Origin of the sequence: Streptomyces sp. NPDC057877 (genome assembly GCF_042796855.1) — a bacterium.
Lineage (GTDB): Bacteria > Actinomycetota > Actinomycetes > Streptomycetales > Streptomycetaceae > Streptomyces.
In genome coordinates this window covers 299,028-315,497 of the sequence record NZ_JBHVMS010000005.1, presented here as the reverse complement: position 1 = coordinate 315,497, position 16,470 = coordinate 299,028, and the positions used below count along the sequence as shown (strand labels likewise).

At 71.3% G+C, this 16,470-nt stretch carries 16 protein-coding genes; 12 read left to right on the top strand and 4 right to left on the bottom strand.

Features of this window, described 5'->3' with window-relative positions; translation table 11 throughout:
• Window positions 1-80 precede the first annotated feature (80 nt).
• Window positions 81-3,620: a DNA polymerase III subunit alpha gene (dnaE, locus tag ACFVQG_RS16475; protein ID WP_383382577.1), complete on the top strand. Its 3,540-nt coding sequence runs from the start codon at window positions 81-83 to the stop codon at window positions 3,618-3,620.
• 86 nt (window positions 3,621-3,706) lie between these two features.
• Here dnaE and ACFVQG_RS16470 read toward each other — a convergent pair whose 3' ends face one another.
• Window positions 3,707-3,871: a hypothetical protein gene (locus ACFVQG_RS16470; RefSeq protein ID WP_383382574.1), complete on the bottom strand. Its 165-nt coding sequence runs from the start codon at window positions 3,869-3,871 to the stop codon at window positions 3,707-3,709.
• Window positions 3,872-4,095: 224 nt separating this feature from the next.
• Here ACFVQG_RS16470 and ACFVQG_RS16465 point away from each other — a divergent pair, with 224 nt between their 5' ends.
• The 4 genes from ACFVQG_RS16465 to ACFVQG_RS16450 all read left to right on the top strand — a co-directional run bounded on the left by ACFVQG_RS16465 (window position 4,096) and on the right by ACFVQG_RS16450 (window position 8,016).
• Entirely contained in the window at window positions 4,096-5,322 is a 1,227-nt protein-coding gene (locus tag ACFVQG_RS16465) for an NYN domain-containing protein (RefSeq protein WP_383382571.1), read from the top strand.
• Window positions 5,323-5,458: 136 nt separating this feature from the next.
• Entirely contained in the window at window positions 5,459-6,433 is a 975-nt protein-coding gene (locus tag ACFVQG_RS16460) for an ABC transporter ATP-binding protein (RefSeq protein WP_383383821.1), read from the top strand.
• An 85-nt stretch (window positions 6,434-6,518) separates the two neighbouring features.
• A complete protein-coding gene (locus ACFVQG_RS16455) occupies window positions 6,519-7,340 on the top strand; it encodes an ABC transporter permease (RefSeq protein ID WP_383382568.1) in 822 nt (273 codons plus the stop codon).
• Window positions 7,341-7,374: 34 nt separating this feature from the next.
• Window positions 7,375-8,016, top strand: coding sequence for an AAA family ATPase (locus ACFVQG_RS16450; protein WP_383382565.1), 642 nt, complete (start codon window positions 7,375-7,377; stop codon window positions 8,014-8,016).
• Window positions 8,017-8,351: 335 nt separating this feature from the next.
• Here ACFVQG_RS16450 and ybaK read toward each other — a convergent pair whose 3' ends face one another.
• From ybaK to ACFVQG_RS16435, 3 genes are all read right to left on the bottom strand, one after another.
• On the bottom strand, window positions 8,352-8,855 hold the full coding sequence (gene ybaK / locus ACFVQG_RS16445) for a Cys-tRNA(Pro) deacylase (RefSeq protein ID WP_383383818.1): 504 nt from the start codon (window positions 8,853-8,855) through the stop codon (window positions 8,352-8,354).
• A 15-nt stretch (window positions 8,856-8,870) separates the two neighbouring features.
• Window positions 8,871-9,611, bottom strand: a complete 741-nt coding sequence (locus ACFVQG_RS16440; RefSeq protein WP_383382561.1) for an LON peptidase substrate-binding domain-containing protein — start codon at window positions 9,609-9,611, stop codon at window positions 8,871-8,873.
• A 103-nt stretch (window positions 9,612-9,714) separates the two neighbouring features.
• Window positions 9,715-11,310, bottom strand: coding sequence for an oxidoreductase (locus ACFVQG_RS16435; RefSeq protein ID WP_383382558.1), 1,596 nt, complete (start codon window positions 11,308-11,310; stop codon window positions 9,715-9,717).
• 192 nt (window positions 11,311-11,502) lie between these two features.
• On the opposite strand from ACFVQG_RS16435, the gene hisD reads away from it, so the two are divergent.
• Genes hisD through ACFVQG_RS16400 form a run of 7 tightly spaced genes read left to right on the top strand, consistent with a single transcriptional unit; the run spans window position 11,503 to window position 16,464 of the window.
• Window positions 11,503-12,828: a histidinol dehydrogenase gene (gene hisD, locus ACFVQG_RS16430; RefSeq protein WP_383382555.1), complete on the top strand. Its 1,326-nt coding sequence runs from the start codon at window positions 11,503-11,505 to the stop codon at window positions 12,826-12,828.
• Complete coding sequence (locus ACFVQG_RS16425; protein WP_383382552.1) at window positions 12,825-13,931, top strand: histidinol-phosphate transaminase; 1,107 nt, start codon at window positions 12,825-12,827, stop codon at window positions 13,929-13,931. Before hisD ends, ACFVQG_RS16425 begins: the two co-directional genes overlap by 4 nt.
• Entirely contained in the window at window positions 13,928-14,521 is a 594-nt protein-coding gene (gene hisB, locus ACFVQG_RS16420) for an imidazoleglycerol-phosphate dehydratase HisB (protein ID WP_383382550.1), read from the top strand. Before ACFVQG_RS16425 ends, hisB begins: the two co-directional genes overlap by 4 nt.
• Window positions 14,518-14,682, top strand: a complete 165-nt coding sequence (locus tag ACFVQG_RS16415) for a hypothetical protein (protein WP_383382547.1) — start codon at window positions 14,518-14,520, stop codon at window positions 14,680-14,682. The genes hisB and ACFVQG_RS16415 overlap by 4 nt, the downstream gene beginning before the upstream one ends.
• A complete protein-coding gene (gene hisH, locus ACFVQG_RS16410; protein WP_383382544.1) occupies window positions 14,673-15,335 on the top strand; it encodes an imidazole glycerol phosphate synthase subunit HisH in 663 nt (220 codons plus the stop codon). The genes ACFVQG_RS16415 and hisH overlap by 10 nt, the downstream gene beginning before the upstream one ends.
• Window positions 15,335-16,063, top strand: a complete 729-nt coding sequence (gene priA, locus ACFVQG_RS16405; protein ID WP_383382541.1) for a bifunctional 1-(5-phosphoribosyl)-5-((5-phosphoribosylamino)methylideneamino)imidazole-4-carboxamide isomerase/phosphoribosylanthranilate isomerase PriA — start codon at window positions 15,335-15,337, stop codon at window positions 16,061-16,063. Before hisH ends, priA begins: the two co-directional genes overlap by 1 nt.
• Entirely contained in the window at window positions 16,060-16,464 is a 405-nt protein-coding gene (locus tag ACFVQG_RS16400; RefSeq protein WP_383382538.1) for a RidA family protein, read from the top strand. Before priA ends, ACFVQG_RS16400 begins: the two co-directional genes overlap by 4 nt.
• Window positions 16,465-16,470 lie beyond the last annotated feature (6 nt).

Here is a 16,470-nt window from a genome sequence, read left to right as displayed (position 1 = left end):
AGTGCCGGGGCATAGACTTCGACGCTGTCCCCCCAGACTGTCCGCAGCCTGTCGCCGACTGTTCTCCTAGGAGGCCGAACGTGTCGAAACCGCCGTTCACGCACCTGCACGTCCACACCCAGTACTCGCTGCTGGACGGTGCCGCGCGGCTGAAGGACATGTTCAACGCCTGCAATGAGATGGGCATGACGCATATCGCCATGTCCGACCACGGCAACCTCCACGGGGCGTACGACTTCTTCCACTCCGCGCAGAAGGCCGGGATCACCCCGATCATCGGGATCGAGGCCTATGTCGCCCCGGAGTCCCGGCGCAACAAGCGCAAGATCCAGTGGGGCCAGCCGCACCAGAAGCGGGACGACGTCTCGGGTTCCGGTGGCTACACCCACAAGACGATGTGGGCCGTGAACAGGACCGGTCTGCACAACCTCTTCCGGCTCTCCTCGGACGCGTACGCGGAGGGCTGGCTCCAGAAGTGGCCCCGGATGGACAAGGAGACCATCTCCCAGTGGTCCGAGGGGATCGTCGCCTCCACCGGCTGCCCCTCCGGCGAGGTCCAGACCCGGCTGCGCCTCGGCCACTTCGACGAGGCCCTGAAGGCCGCCGCCGAGTACCAGGACATCTTCGGCAAGGACCGCTACTTCCTGGAGCTGATGGACCACGGCATCGAGATCGAGCACCGGGTCCGCGACGGCCTGCTGGAGATCGGCAAGAAGCTCGGCATCCCCCCGCTGGTCACCAACGACTCGCACTACACGTACGCGCACGAGGCGTCCGCCCATGACGCGCTGCTGTGCATCCAGACCGGCAAGAACCTCTCCGACCCCGACCGCTTCAAGTTCGACGGCACCGGCTACTACCTGAAGTCGACCGACGAGATGTACGCCATCGACTCCTCGGACGCCTGGCAGCAGGGCTGCGCCAACACCCTCCTCATCGCCGAGATGGTCGACACCACCGGCATGTTCGAGAAGCGCGACCTGATGCCGAAGTTCGACATCCCGGAGGGCTACACCGAGGTCACCTGGTTCCAGGAGGAGGTCCGCCGCGGCATGGCGCGCCGCTTCCCCGGCGGCGTCCCCGAGGACCGCCAGAAGCAGGCCGAGTACGAGATGGACGTCATCATCCAGATGGGGTTCCCGGGCTACTTCCTCGTGGTCGCCGACTTCATCATGTGGGCCAAGAACCAGGGCATCGCGGTCGGCCCCGGCCGGGGCTCCGCGGCCGGTTCGATCGTCGCCTACGCGATGGGCATCACCGACCTCGACCCGATCCCGCACGGTCTGATCTTCGAGCGGTTCCTCAACCCCGAGCGCGTCTCCATGCCGGACGTCGACATCGACTTCGACGAGCGCAGGCGCGTCGAGGTGATCAGGTACGTGACCGAGAAGTACGGCGCCGACAAGGTCGCCATGATCGGCACCTACGGCACCATCAAGGCCAAGAACGCCATCAAGGACTCCGCGCGCGTGCTGGGCTACCCGTACGCCATGGGCGACCGGGTCACCAAGGCCATGCCCGCCGACGTCCTCGGCAAGGGCATCAACCTCGACGGCATCACCAACCCCGAGCACCCCCGCTACTCGGAGGCGGGCGAGGTCCGGGCGATGTACGAGAACGAACCGGACGTGAAGAAGGTCATCGACACCGCCAAGGGAGTCGAGGGCCTGGTCCGGCAGATGGGCGTGCACGCCGCCGGCGTGATCATGTCCAGCGAGACCATCACCGAGCACGTCCCGGTCTGGGTCAGGCACACGGACAACGTCACCATCACCCAGTGGGACTACCCGAGCTGTGAGTCGCTCGGCCTGCTGAAGATGGACTTCCTGGGCCTGCGCAACCTCACGATCATGGACGACGCCGTCAAGATGGTGAAGTCCAACAAGGGGATCGACATCGATCTCCTCGGCCTCCCGCTGGACGACCCGACGACCTTCGAACTCCTCCAGCGCGGCGACACCCTCGGCGTCTTCCAGTTCGACGGCGGGCCCATGCGCTCCCTGCTCCGGCTGATGAAGCCGGACAACTTCGAGGACATCTCCGCCGTCTCGGCCCTGTACCGGCCGGGCCCGATGGGCATGAACTCACACACCAACTACGCCCTGCGCAAGAACGGCCAGCAGGAGATCACGCCCATCCACCCCGAGCTGGAGGAGCCGCTCAAGGAGGTCCTGGACGTCACCTACGGCCTGATCGTCTACCAGGAGCAGGTGCAGAAGGCCGCCCAGATCATCGCGGGCTACTCCCTCGGCGAGGCCGACATCCTCCGCCGTGTGATGGGCAAGAAGAAGCCCGAGGAGCTGGAGAAGAACTTCGTCATCTTCCAGACGGGTGCCAAGAACAAGGGCTACAGCGACGAGGCGATCCAGGCCCTGTGGGACGTGCTGGTCCCGTTCGCCGGATACGCGTTCAACAAGGCGCACTCGGCGGCGTACGGACTGGTCTCGTACTGGACCGCCTACCTCAAGGCGAACCACCCCGCCGAGTACATGGCCGCCCTGCTGACCTCCGTCAAGGACGACAAGGACAAGTCGGCGATCTACCTCAACGAGTGCCGCCGCATGGGCATCAAGGTACTCCCGCCGAACGTCAACGAGTCGGTGCACAACTTCGCCGCGCAGGGCGACGACGTGATCCTCTTCGGCCTGGAGGCCGTGCGCAACGTCGGCACCAACGTCGTCGAGTCGATCATCAAGAGCCGCAAGGCGAAGGGGAAGTACGCCTCCTTCCCCGACTACCTCGACAAGGTCGAGGCGGTCGCCTGCAACAAGCGCACCACGGAGTCGCTGATCAAGGCGGGCGCGTTCGACACCCTGGGCCACACCCGCAAGGGCCTGACCGCGCAGTACGAACCGATGATCGACAACGTGGTCGCGGTCAAGCGCAAGGAGGCCGAGGGCCAGTTCGACCTCTTCGGCGGCATGGGCGAGGACGACAGCAGCGAGCCGGGCTTCGGGCTCGACGTGGAGTTCTCCACCGACGAGTGGGAGAAGACGTATCTGCTCGCCCAGGAGCGGGAGATGCTCGGTCTGTACGTCTCCGACCACCCGCTCTTCGGCCTGGAGCACGTCCTGTCCGACAAGGCTGACGCGGGCATCTCCCAGCTCACCGGAGGCGAGCACGCGGACGGCGCGGTGGTCACCATCGGCGGCATCATCTCCGGCCTGCAGCGCAAGATGACCAAGCAGGGCAACGCCTGGGCCATCGCCACCGTGGAGGACCTCGCCGGGTCGATCGAGTGCATGTTCTTCCCGGCGACCTACCAGCTGGTGTCGACCCAACTCGTCGAGGACGCCGTGGTGTTCGTGAAGGGCAGGCTCGACAAGCGCGAGGACGTGCCCCGGCTGGTCGCGATGGAACTCCAGGTCCCCGACCTGTCCAACGCGGGTACCAACGCGCCCGTGGTGCTCACCATCCCGGCCACCCGGGTCACCCCGCCCATGGTCAGCCGCCTCGGCGAGATCCTCAGCCACCACCGGGGCGACAGCGAGGTGCGCATCAAGCTCCAGGGGCCCACGAAGACGACCGTGCTGCGGCTGGACCGGCACCGCGTCAAGCCGGACCCGGCGCTTTTCGGTGATCTGAAGGTGCTCCTCGGCCCGTCCTGCCTGGCGGGCTGAGCCAGGCACTCGATGTGCGCGAGGGGCGCGTCCGGCAGCGGACGCGCCCCTCGGCTGTGTGGGCGGTAACCGCCCGTTAGCAGCTGTCAGTTGTGGCCGAAGCGTTTCTGTCGGCCCTTGCGCGCCACATCGCCCGGCGTCGCCTGGGTCAGGCGCTCCTCCGCCGACGACACCACCGCCGACTGCTGTGCGTCCTGCGGCACACGCTCGGCCTGCGGCTGCTTCCGCTCACGGTTCTTGTTCTTGCCCATGGTGATCTGCCTCCTGTGGGGGATCTGGGGGCCAGAGCCGGGACCAGATTCACATACGCTGACAGAGGGCGCATTTCGGATAATTACCGTGTGTGACAGGGGCGGTCGCGACCCGCCCGCCCGAAACGCCACGCCGAAGATCGAGTTCGGACCGTTAACCTCCGCACGGTCGGGCAGACTCGAAGGAAGCCCAAAGCAAACCTCCCGGGAAGAGGGTGAGTCGCGTGGACCGCTGCGTCGTCCTGGTGGACGCCGGGTATCTGCTGGGGGCCGCCGCCAGTCTCCTCGCCGGGGAGCCCTCGCGGTCCCGTATCACCGTCGACCACGCCGCCCTCATCCAGGGGCTGCGCGAGCGCGCCGAGTCCGACACCGAGCGCCAGCTGCTGCGCATCTACTGGTTCGACGGCGCCCCCGACCGCGTCCCCCAGCCCGAACACCGCAGGCTGCGGGTGATGCCCCGGGTCACCGTCCGGCTCGGCGCCCTCACCCGCAGCGACGGGCGCTGGGCGCAGAAGGGCGTCGACGCCGCCATGCACGCCGAGCTGACCGAGCTGGCCCGCAACCGCGCCTGCTCCGACGTCGTCCTCGTCACCGGCGACGGGGATCTGCTGCCGGGGATGATGGCCGCCAAGGAGCACGGTGTCGCCGTACACCTGTGGGCCGTGCAGGCCGCCGACGGCGACTACAACCAGTCCGAGGACCTGGTCGCCGAGGCCGACGAGCGGCGGGTGCTGGACCGCGCCTGGATCACCAAGGCCGTCCGCGCGAAGGAACTCGGCGGGGTGTGCGCGCCGCCGCCCGTGCCGCGTCCCGAGATCGCCGCGATCCTCTCCGCGCCGCTGCCCGAGTCCGCGCTCTCCGCGTCGGGCGAGCCCTCCGTCGACGAGTCCCAGCACCCCGCCGCGGCCACCGCCACCGCGTCCCGCCCCGCCGAGGACCGGGTCCCCGCACCCAAGGGCGTGCCCACCCCCAAGGACCTCGCCGCGCTGCGCGCCCCCGGCCCGCAGACCACCGCCCAGCAGCCGCCCACCGCGACCCTGCGCTGGTCCTCCGACAAGGGCTGGGTGGACCGGCCCGGTGGCGCCTCCGAGCCGCCGGAGGCCGCCTCCATGCCGACGCTCGCCCAGCTGACCACCGCCGAGCAGCGGTGGGCCGACCGGGAGGAGGACATCACCACCGTCGGCGGGGACCCGTACGAGGTGGGGCAGGTCTTCGCGCGACGCTGGATCTCCCGGCTCGGTGACCAGATCCACCTCCAGCGGCTGTCCGCGCTCTACCCGCGCATCCCGCACCGCGTCGACGGCGAGCTGCTGCGCTACGCCGCCCGCTTCGGCCTGCTCGCCCACAAGGACGACCAGATCGACGAACACGACCGGTACGCCATCCGGGCCGGGTTCTGGCGGGAGATCGACGTACCGACGGCCGCGGAGCCCGCCCCGGCCGCGGAGTAGTGGCCCCGGCGTGACTCTCCGTGAGCGAAAGGGGGCGCGGAGGCCGACCCGCGCGCGGGTGACGCACGCGGACCCCTTAGGCTCGTCCCTTGTGAGTAAACGCGCGGCAGAGGTACACCGGGACCGGGACGAGGTCGTGTGTGCCGTGCGCGGGCTGACCAAGACCTACCCCGCCGTACGCGCGCGCCGCGGCACCCCCGGCACCCCCGAGGTGCGGGCCACCGACGACGTACGGCTGGATGTGCGGCGCGGTGAGATCTTCGGGCTCCTCGGGCCGAACGGCGCGGGCAAGTCCACCCTCGTACGCCAGATCACCGGCCTGATGCGGCCCGACAGCGGCGGCGTGGAGATCCTCGGCCATGACATCGTGCGCCACCCCGAGCGGGCCTCACGGATCCTCGCCTACCTCGGGCAGGAGTCCAGCGCCCTCAACGAACTGACCGTCTCCCTCGCCGCCGAGACCACCGGACGGCTGCGCGGACTCGCCGCCCGCTCGGCGCGCGCCGAGCGGGACGACGTACTGGAAGAACTCGGCCTGACCGCGATCGCCGGACAGGCGCTCAAGAAACTGTCCGGCGGACAGCGCCGCCTGGCCTGCTTCGCCACCGCGCTGGTCGGCGAGCGGGCGCTGCTCGTCCTCGACGAGCCGACCACCGGCATGGACCCGGTCGCGCGCCGCGCGGTGTGGTCCGCCGTCGACCGGCGGCGCGCCGAACGCGGTACGACGGTGCTGCTGGTCACCCACAACGTCATCGAGGCCGAGACGGTCCTCGACCGGGTCGCCGTCATGGACCGCGGCCGGGTGATCGCCTGCGACACGCCCACCGGGCTGAAGGAGCAGGTCGCCGGGGAGGTCCGGGTCGACCTGGTGTGGCGCGAGCGGGCGCCGCTGGACGTGCCCGAGGTCGCCGCGCTGCGCGAGCGCGCCGAGGAGTCCGGGCGCCGCTGGACGCTGCGGCTCGGACCGGAGGAGGCCCGCGCGGTCGTCTCCACCGTCACCGGCGGTGCCGCCTTCGCCGCCCTGGACGACTTCACGCTGACCACGCCGAGCCTGGAGGACGTGTACCTGGCGCTCGGCGGGGCGGCGCGGCAGGGGCTGGTCAAGGCGTGAGTGTGGTGAGCGTGGTGAGCGGACGGGCCGCCGGGTCCGTAGTGGACTCCAGGACCGTGAACCCTGGGAAGGGGAGCAGCGCGACGTGAGTGTCGTACCCGCGGAGGTACTGCCGGGCAGCGCCCTGGCCGTCGAGGAGCACGCCGCACCGGCCGCCGAGCTGGGGCCGCGGGCGCGGCTGTGGCCGTCGCTGGTGGCCGTCTACCGCGCCCAGCTGTCGCGCGCGCGGGTAGCGCGGATTCCGCTGCTGTTCGTGGCGACCTTCCAGTCCGTCGGCATCATGGTCATGATGCGGGGCGTGGTGGACGGCGGCAGCGAGGCGCAGGCCGTGGTCGCCGGTTCGTCCATCGTCGTCGTCGCGTACGTCGCGCTGAACCTGCTCGCGCAGTACTTCGGCCAGTTGCGCGCCACCGGGGGCCTCGACCACTACGCCACCCTGCCGGTGCCGCCCGCGGCCGTGGTGCTGGGGGCGGCGGGCGCGTACGCGTCGTTCACCGTGCCCGGGACCGTGGTCACCGCGATGTTCGGCTGCGTCCTGTTCGGGCTGCCGCTGACCCATCTGTGGATCCTGCTGGCGGTGATCCCGCTGGCGGGCGCCGCACTCTCCGGGCTCGGCGCGGCCTTCGGGCTGCTCGCGCCGCGCCCCGAACTGGCCACCCTGCTCGGGCAGCTGGGCATGTCGGCGGCGCTGCTGCTGGGCGTGCTCCCGGCCGAGCGGATGCCGGAGCCGATCCAGTTGCTGCGTGACCTGCTGCCCTCGACGTACGGCGTCGAGGCGTACGCGCGCACCTTCTCGGCGGACCCGGACTGGGCGCTGGTCGCCGGTGACCTCGCGGTGTGTGCCGGGGTCGGGGTGATCTCGCTGGCCGTGGCGACCTGGGCGTACCGCCGGGCGGCCGTCCGGTGACGCGTGTCGTGGTGCGGCCTGGCACGATGTCAGGGTGACCGCTCCGTTGACTCCCCCTCCGCCGCCGCATGAACAGCCGTCGCCGTACGAGGCCTGGCCGCCGTCGCCCGGTGGGGCCGCCGGGCCCGTCGGGCACGGACAGGACGGGCCCGGTATGAAGACCGAACTGCGCGAGGCCGCCGTGGTCACGGTGGTGCTGGCGCTCGGCGGGGTGCTCCTCGGGGTGCTGTGGAACTGGCTGGCGCCGCGGGTGCCGCTGGTGGGGGACGTCGTGGACGGCAGCTGGGTCGTCTATCTCCGGGACAACGAGGGCGAGCAGCGGATCGGGGTCGACGGGACGTTCACCCTGCTGGCGCTGGGCTTCGGGGTGGTCAGCGCGGTCGTCGTCTTTCTGCTGCGGCGGCGTGGGGGTGTGCCGCTGGTGGTCGCGCTGGGGGTCGGGGGGCTGCTCGGGGCGGTGCTCGCGTGGCGGGTGGGGGTGTGGCTCGGGCCCGCGGAGGACGTGATCGGGCACGCCAAGGATGTGGGGCGGGGGGTGACGTTCGCCGCGCCGCTGGAGCTGGGGGCGAAGGGGGCGTTGTTGGCGTGGCCTGTTGCGGGGCTGGTGGTGCATCTGGGGCTTACGGCGTTGTTCGGGCCCCGGGATGTCGAGCCGTACGGGGTTCCTCAGAAGTAGCTCTGACGGGTGCCTGGCGTGGGTGGGGGCCGGGGGTGGGTCGTGCGGCCCGGCGGGGGCCCGGGGCGGATCGCGCGGCCCGGCGGCGGCCCGGGGGCGGATCGCGCGGCCCGGCGCTCAGGGGGTGCCGTTGCGCCCACCCTCCCCCAAGCTCTCGGCTTCGCTCGAGCAGGGGGACCCCCATCGCCCCAGCGGCGCGACTGCCCGCAACGGCGGCTGCTACGCCGGACGCCTTCCGTGGTTCGCCCGGCGCTTCCTGACGCGCCACCTGCGTTTGCGAGTTCGTTTCGACATGCCCTGTTTCTCTAGTCGAGGACCAGGCGTTCGTCGAGGGGTCAGGCGCGGGCGATGGGGGAGAGGGTCGCGGAGGTGAGGGTCGTGAGGTCGGTGGGGGAGAGTTCGACCTCCAGGCCCCGACGGCCCGCGGAGACGCAGATCGTGGCGTGGGCGGTGGCCGAGGCGTCCAGGACCGTGCGGAGCTTCTTGCGCTGGCCCAGGGGGGAGATGCCGCCCCGGACGTAGCCCGTGGTGCGTTCGGCGAGCGCCGGGTCTGCCATCGTGGCGCGCTTGCCGCCGACCGCGGCGGCGAGGGCCTTCAGGTCGAGGGAGCCCGCCACCGGGACCACCGCCACCGTCAGGGTGCCGTCGACGTCGGCCACCAGGGTCTTGAAGACCCGGTCCGGTGAGACGCCCATCGCCTCGGCCGCCTCCTCGCCGTAGGAGGGGTGGGAGGGGTCGTGGTCGTAGGCGTGCAGCGTGTACGCGGCGCCCGCCGCGGTCAGGGCCACCGTGGCGGGCGTGCCGCCGGACTGCTGCTGCTTCTTGGACTTCTTCGCCATCTTGCCCATCGGTTCTCAGTTCAGGCTGGTCGGGCCCCTCGTCAGTTCCGACGCGGGCAACGACGGCAGACTACGGATGATCGCCGTCTCGGCGCGAAGGAGTTTCAGTTCGTCGCGCAGCCGGGACGCGGTGTCGGGTGCCTGGAGGAGCCGCTGCTTGGTGGGCGTGTCCAGCATCATCGCCGCCGCGACCAGGTAGGACACCACGCTCGGCTCGTCGGGGAGTTCGCCGCCGGTCGCCAGCGACCGCTCCCGCGCCCCCGCCAGCCGCTTCTGGTACTGCCGGAACGCCCGCAGCACCCCCTCCGCGAGCGCGCCCGCCTCGTCGCCGGGGTCCTCGGTGAGTTCCTCCAGCTCGGCGGTGAGGAAGGGGCCGGAGGAGTCCACCGACAGCAGCCGTACCCGGGTCGTACCGGTCGCCAGCACCTCGAAGGTGCCGTCGGCCCGCTCCCGGATCGTCGCGGCGTCGGCGATGCAGCCGATGGCGTGGAACGCCTTGGCGGGGTCCGTGCCGAACCCGGCGGCGGGTCCCCGGTCGGGCACCGCCGTCGGGTCGGGCATGCCCGGCGCGCTCGGGGCCACCTCGTGGCCGTCGCGGATCGCGACCACGGCGAACCGGCGTGGCTCGTCCTCCGGCACCTTCAGCAGCGTGCGCATCATGGCGCGATAACGCTCCTCGAAGACGTTCAGAGGGAGGACGAGCCCCGGGTACAACACCGAGTTCAGGGGAAAGAGCGGCAGCCGGACGATGGTCACGGCGCAAAAGCCTAATGGTCGGTGGAGCGGGCATGCCCGGCCGGACGCCCTGATTCCCGATGACGACGGCCACGGCCGGTCCCAGCCACCCCCTCCCTACGCCCTAGTTGCGGCGCAACAGCCGCGTCGCCCCCGCCGCCACCGTCGTCGCCAGCACCCAGCCCAGCACCACCAGCGCCGCTGCCAGCCACTGCCAGCCGCCGTCCAGATGCCAGACGCCGACCTGCCCCAGGTCGATCACCGGCAGGAGCAGGTCAAGGGCGAAAAGCGCCGGGTTCCACGGGGGGTTCCCGGACGAATCGCCGGTCCCGGGGCGGCCCGCGCGGGCGAAGGCCAGGGAACCCGCCGCCCACAGCACCGCCATCCACACCGCGGCCCGGCCGGTCCGGTACCCGTAGGCGACCGTCCAGTCCTGCGCGTACCCCCACAGCTTGGGCCCGAGGGGCAGCGTCTCGCGGCGGCGCCGCTGCCGGGCGAGCAGCACCTCGCGCGCGTCCTCGTCCTCACCGCTCGACCGCAGTACGGCGGCCAGCCGCTCGTACGGCTCCGGGTGGTACTCGGCGGTCGCGGCGGCCACCCAGCGCAGCCGCTCGGCCAGCGGGAAGGGGCCGCGCGGCACGAGGGTCTCGTAGCTGAAGCCGCTCATCTGGAGGTGGCCGGGACCGGGCCAGCTGCTCGCCCGGTCGACGAGGTTGACGATCCGCGCGCCGGACAGCACCACCCGGCCCCGCTCCGGCCGCTCCCCGAGGAACCGCAGCTCGGGGACCTGGACGCGGCGCAGCGACAGTTCCTGTTCGTCGGTGAGCACGAACCGCGCCCGCTCGAAGTCGACGGCGTCGCCGAAGCGGCCGTCGTCCAGCCGTACCCCGCCCCGGCACTCGAACGCCCGTACCCGGGTCCCGCGCGCCGGTGTGGCGCCGTTGAGCTGGGCGCCGCCGGTGGCCGCCGGGGTGAGGTACAAGGTGCGCTCGACGGTCAGCTGCGGGGCGTTCAGGGCGTGTCTGGTGTACGGGCTGGTCAGCCGGGCGCCGCGCAGGCTCAGCGAGACGCCTATGGTGGCGCCGCGCAGGCTCAGCTCGCCGTGCGACTCCAGCAGCTCGGCCTGGAGGTCCTGTCCGACGTTCAGACCGTCCGCGGCGATCGACCGGCCGCCGCGGTCCCGGTCCACGACGGCCTGGTTGAGCAGCAGGTCCGTGCCTATCTGGGCGTCGGTGAGCCGTATGCCGCGGTGGAAGCGGCAGCGCGGGAGGTGCAGATCGCCCTCCGTCTGGACCCGGGCCGCCTCCAGCCGGGGCACCGAGCAGTTCACCAGCCGTACGGTCGTGAACCGGGCCTCCGGCAGCAGCACCTCGCCGTCGAAGCGGCAGCCCTGGAACTCGACGTACGGCACCACCGTGCCGCCCGCGAGGTCCAGGCTGCCGCTGATCCGCACCCCGGTGAGCTTCAGCGACGACACGCGGCCCGCCAGCGCGGGCGGCCCGTCGAGGAGCAGCCAGCACACGACGCGGGCGCGCACGGTCCGGTCGGTGCCCCATGGTCGTCCGCCGTGCGGATCGTCGACGTCCGCGTCCCCGACCCGCAGGTCGTACATGCTGCCGTCGCGGAAGGCCTGCCACATCCCGGCCTCCGCGGCGGTCAGTCCTTCCGGTAGTTCCAGTTCCCCGTCCCCGACGTCCCCGACCCGGGTCCCTTCCGTCACGTGCCGCTCGGCCTCCTCGTCCGTGTGTGCCGCCACTTGGGTTCGTACAGCTGTTCATGCCCGTTGAGTGACGTCGTGAACACAGAAAGTGAGGGAAATGTCGCGCGGCGGGTCCCAGGCGTTGACAGGGCTCTGTATCAGCCATTGATACGCGCGCACGACGTCCTGCGCGGGTCTGCGAGAATTGGGCCTGTGATCTCCCGAATCGATCTGCGCGGCGACGCCCTCCCCGAGGGTCCCGCCCTGCGCGACCTGCTGCCCCGAGCCGACTTCGACGTCGCGGCCGCCCTGGAGAAGGTGCGTCCCATCTGCGAGGCCGTGCATCATCGTGGGGACGCGGCGCTGATCGACTTCGCCGAGAAGTTCGACGGCGTCCGCCTGGAGTCCGTCCGGGTCCCCGTCCAGGCCCTCACCGACGCCCTGGACGCCCTCGACCCGGCCGTCCGCGCGGCCCTGGAGGAGTCCATCCGCCGCGCCCGGCTCGTCCACCGCGCACAGCGCCGTACGACCCACACGAACCAGGTCGTGCCGGGCGGCACCGTCACCGAGAAGTGGGTGCCGGTCGACCGCGTCGGGCTGTACGCGCCCGGTGGCCGGTCCGTCTACCCGTCCTCGGTGGTCATGAACGTCGTGCCCGCGCAGGAGGCCGGGGTCGGCTCGATCGCGCTCGCCTCGCCCGCGCAGGCCGAGTTCGACGGGCTGCCGCACCCCACGATCCTCGCCGCGTGCGCGCTGCTCGGCGTCGACGAGGTGTACGCCGCGGGCGGCGCGACCGCCGTCGCGATGTTCGCGTACGGCACCGAGTCCTGCCCGCCCGCCAACATGGTCACCGGCCCCGGCAACATCTGGGTCGCCGCCGCCAAGCGCTACTTCACCGGCAGGATCGGCATCGACGCCGAGGCCGGACCGACCGAGATCGCGATCCTCGCGGACGACACGGCCGACCCGGCGCACCTCGCCGCCGACCTGATCAGCCAGGCCGAGCACGACCCGCTCGCCGCGGCCGTCCTGGTCACCGACTCCCCGGAACTGGCCGACGCGGTCGAGAAGGAGCTGGCGCCGCAGGTCGCCGCCAGCAAGCACGTCGACGACCGGATCGTCCCCGCGCTCGCCGGCAAGCAGTCCGCGATCGTGCTGGTCGACGGCGTCGAGGAGGGCCTGCGCGTCGTCGACGCCTACGGCGCCGAGCACCTGGAGATCCAGACCGCCGACGCCACCGCGGTCGCCGACCGGGTGCGCAACGCGGGCGCGATCTTCATCGGCCCCTGGGCGCCCGTCTCGCTGGGCGACTACGCCGCCGGGTCCAACCACGTCCTGCCCACCGGCGGCTGCGCCTGCCACTCCTCCGGCCTGTCCGTGCAGTCCTTCCTGCGCGGCATCCACATCGTCGACTACACGCGCGAGGCGCTGGCCGAGGTCGCGCACCACGTGGTGACGCTGGCGGAGGCGGAGGACCTGCCCGCGCACGGCGCGGCGATCAAGGCACGGTTCGGATGGAAGGTACCCGAGAGCAAGTGACCCGGATCGACGATCTCCCCGTACGGGCTGAACTGCGCGGCAAGTCCCCCTACGGCGCGCCCCAACTGGACGTCCCCGTACGGCTGAACACCAACGAGAACCCCTACCCGCTGCCCGAGGCGCTGGTCGAGCGGATCGCCGAGCGGGTGCGCGACGCCGCCCGCGACCTCAACCGCTACCCGGACCGGGACGCGGTCGAGCTGCGCACCCGGCTCGCCGAGTACCTGACGAACACCTCCGGCCACGAGGTCGGCCTGGCCAACGTCTGGGCGGCCAACGGCTCCAACGAAATCATCCAGCAGCTGCTCCAGACCTTCGGCGGGCCAGGCCGGACCGCGATCGGCTTCGAGCCGTCGTACTCGATGCACGGTCTGATCGCGCGGGGCACCGGGACCGGCTGGATCTCCGGTCCCCGCAACGCGGACTTCACCATCGACCTCGCCGCCGCCGAGCACGCCATCGCCGAGCACCGGCCGGACGTGGTGTTCCTCACCACCCCGAACAACCCCACCGGGAACGCCGTCCCGCGCGAGAGCGTGATCGCGCTGTACGAGGCCGCGCAGGCGGCGAAGCCGTCCATCGTCGTGCTCGACGAGGCGTACGTGGAGTTCAGCCACGGCGACTCGCTGCTGCCGCTGCTGGCGGGGCGCCCGCACCTGGTCGTCTCCCGCACGATGTCGAAGGCGTTCGGCGCGGCGGGCCTGCGCCTCGGCTATCTCGCCGCGGACCCGGCCGTCGTGGACGCCGTCCAGCTGGTCCGGCTGCCGTACCACCTGTCCGCCGTCACCCAGGCGACCGCGCTGGCCGCCCTGGAGCACACCGACACCCTGCTCGGCTATGTCGAGCAGCTGAAGTCCGAACGGGACCGCCTGCTCGCCGAGCTGCGCGCGATCGGCTACGACGTCACGGAGTCCGACGCGAACTTCGTGCAGTTCGGCCGGTTCGCCGACGCCCACGAGGCCTGGCGGCGCATCCTCGACAAGGGCGTCCTGGTCCGGGACAACGGCGTACCGGGGTGGCTGCGGGTCACCGCCGGGACCCCCGAAGAGAACGACGCGTTCCTCGACGCGGTCCGTGAGTTGAAGAAGGAGCAGAGCGCATGAACCGCGTGGGACGCGTGGAGCGGGTGACCAAGGAGACCTCGGTCCTCGTGGAGATAAACCTCGACGGCACCGGAAAGGTCGACGTGTCGACCGGGGTCGGCTTCTACGACCACATGCTCGACCAGCTCGGCCGCCACGGGCTGTTCGACCTGACGGTGAAGACCGAGGGCGATCTGCACATCGACTCGCACCACACCATCGAGGACACCGCCCTCGCCCTGGGCGCCGCCTTCAAGCAGGCCCTCGGCGACAAGGTGGGCATCTACCGCTTCGGCAACTGCACGGTCCCGCTGGACGAGTCGCTCGCCCAGGTGACCGTCGACCTGTCCGGCCGCCCGTACCTCGTGCACACCGAGCCCGAGAAGATGGCGCCGATGATCGGCGAGTACGACACCACGATGACCCGGCACATCCTGGAGTCCTTCGTCGCCCAGGCGCAGATCGCGCTGCACGTGCACGTGCCCTACGGGCGCAACGCGCACCACATCGTGGAGTGCCAGTTCAAGGCGCTCGCGCGGGCACTGCGCTACGCCTCGGAGCGCGACCCGCGCGCGGCGGGCATCCTGCCCTCCACGAAGGGCGCGCTGTGAACGGCGTCTCGACCGCCTTCATCCTCGTCGGCCTGTTCCTGGCGGGCGGCGTCTACTCGTTCGCCAAGCAGCAGATGCCCAAGGGGCTGATCGTGCTGCTCTCCATCGGCGCCGCGATGTGTCTCGTCGCGGGCGTCCTGCGGCTGGAGGTGTGGAATTGAGCAGCATCGGAAGCACAGGGGCCAAGCGGGTCGTGGTCTTCGACTACGGCTTCGGCAACGTCCGCTCCGCCGAGCGCGCCCTCGCGCGCGCGGGAGCCGACGTCGAGATCACCCGTGACTACGACAAGGCCATGAACGCCGACGGGCTGCTCGTCCCCGGTGTCGGTGCCTTCGCCGCCTGCATGCGGGGCCTGAAGGAGGCCCGCGGTGACTGGATCGTCGAACGGCGGCTGTCCGGCGGGCGCCCGGTGATGGGCATCTGCGTCGGCATGCAGATCCTCTTCGCCCGGGGCATCGAGCACGGCGTCGAGACCGACGGCCTCGACGAGTGGCCCGGGGCGGTCGAGCCGCTGCAGGCCGACATCGTGCCCCACATGGGCTGGAACACCGTCGAGGCACCGGCCGACTCCGAGCTGTTCGCCGGTCTGGACGCCGACGCGCGCTTCTACTTCGTGCACTCCTACGCCGTCCACGACTGGAGCCTGGAGGCGCACAACCCGGCCATGGCCGCCCCCAAGGTGACCTGGTCGACGCATGGCAAGCCCTTCGTGGCCGCCGTGGAGAACGGCGCCCTGTGGGCCACGCAGTTCCACCCCGAGAAGTCCGGCGACGCCGGAGCGCAGCTGCTGAACAACTGGATCGGAACCCTCTGATGGTCGCGAAGCTCGAACTCCTCCCCGCCGTGGACGTCCGTGACGGCCAGGCCGTCCGCCTGGTGCACGGCGAGTCCGGCACGGAGACCTCCTACGGCTCCCCGCTGGAGGCCGCCCTCGCCTGGCAGCGGGCGGGCGCGGAGTGGCTGCACCTGGTGGACCTGGACGCCGCCTTCGGCACCGGCGACAACCGTGAGCTGATCGCCGAGGTCGCCGGGGCGATGGACATCAAGGTGGAGCTGTCCGGCGGCATCCGCGACGACGCCTCCCTCGCCGCCGCGCTCGCCACCGGCTGCACGCGCGTGAACCTCGGCACGGCCGCGCTGGAGACGCCGGAGTGGGTCGCCAAGGTCATCGCCGAGCACGGCGACAAGATCGCGGTGGGCCTGGACGTACGGGGCACGACCTTGCGCGGACGCGGCTGGACGCGCGACGGCGGTGACCTCTACGAGACGCTGGAGCGCCTCAACAAGGAGGGCTGCGCGCGGTACGTCGTCACCGACATCGCCAAGGACGGCACGCTCCAGGGGCCCAACCTGGAGCTGCTGAAGAACGTCTGCGCGGCGACGGACCGCCCGGTCGTGGCCTCCGGCGGCGTGTCGTCCCTGGACGACCTGCGGGCGCTCTCCGGCCTGGTCCCGCTCGGTGTCGAGGGCGCCATCGTCGGGAAGGCCCTGTACGCGAAGGCGTTCACCCTGGAAGAGGCCCTGGAGGCTGTGTCGTCATGACGAGCGACGCCGTACGGCGCGTGCAGAGCGGAAGTCCCTGGGAAGAGGCCTTCGGATTCGCGCGCGCCGTCGCGGCGGGCGACCGGGTGCTGGTCGGGGGCACGACGTCCTTCAAGGGCAGCGTGCTCTACGGGGAGGGCGACCCGTACGAACAGGCGAAGGTGGCCTTCACCAGCGCGATCGAGGCGCTGGGTGAGTTCGGGCTCGGCGTGGAGTCGGTGATCCGCACCCGGATGTACCTGACCCACGCGCGGGACGTCGACGACGTGGGCCGGGCCCACAAGGAGTTCTTCGACGCCGTCCGCCCGGTCTCGACCCTCCTGGTCGTGGAGGGCTTCGTCGACCCGCGCATCCTGGTCGAAGTAGAAATAGAAGCGTTTCGAGGACATCAGAAGCATTAGGAGCCG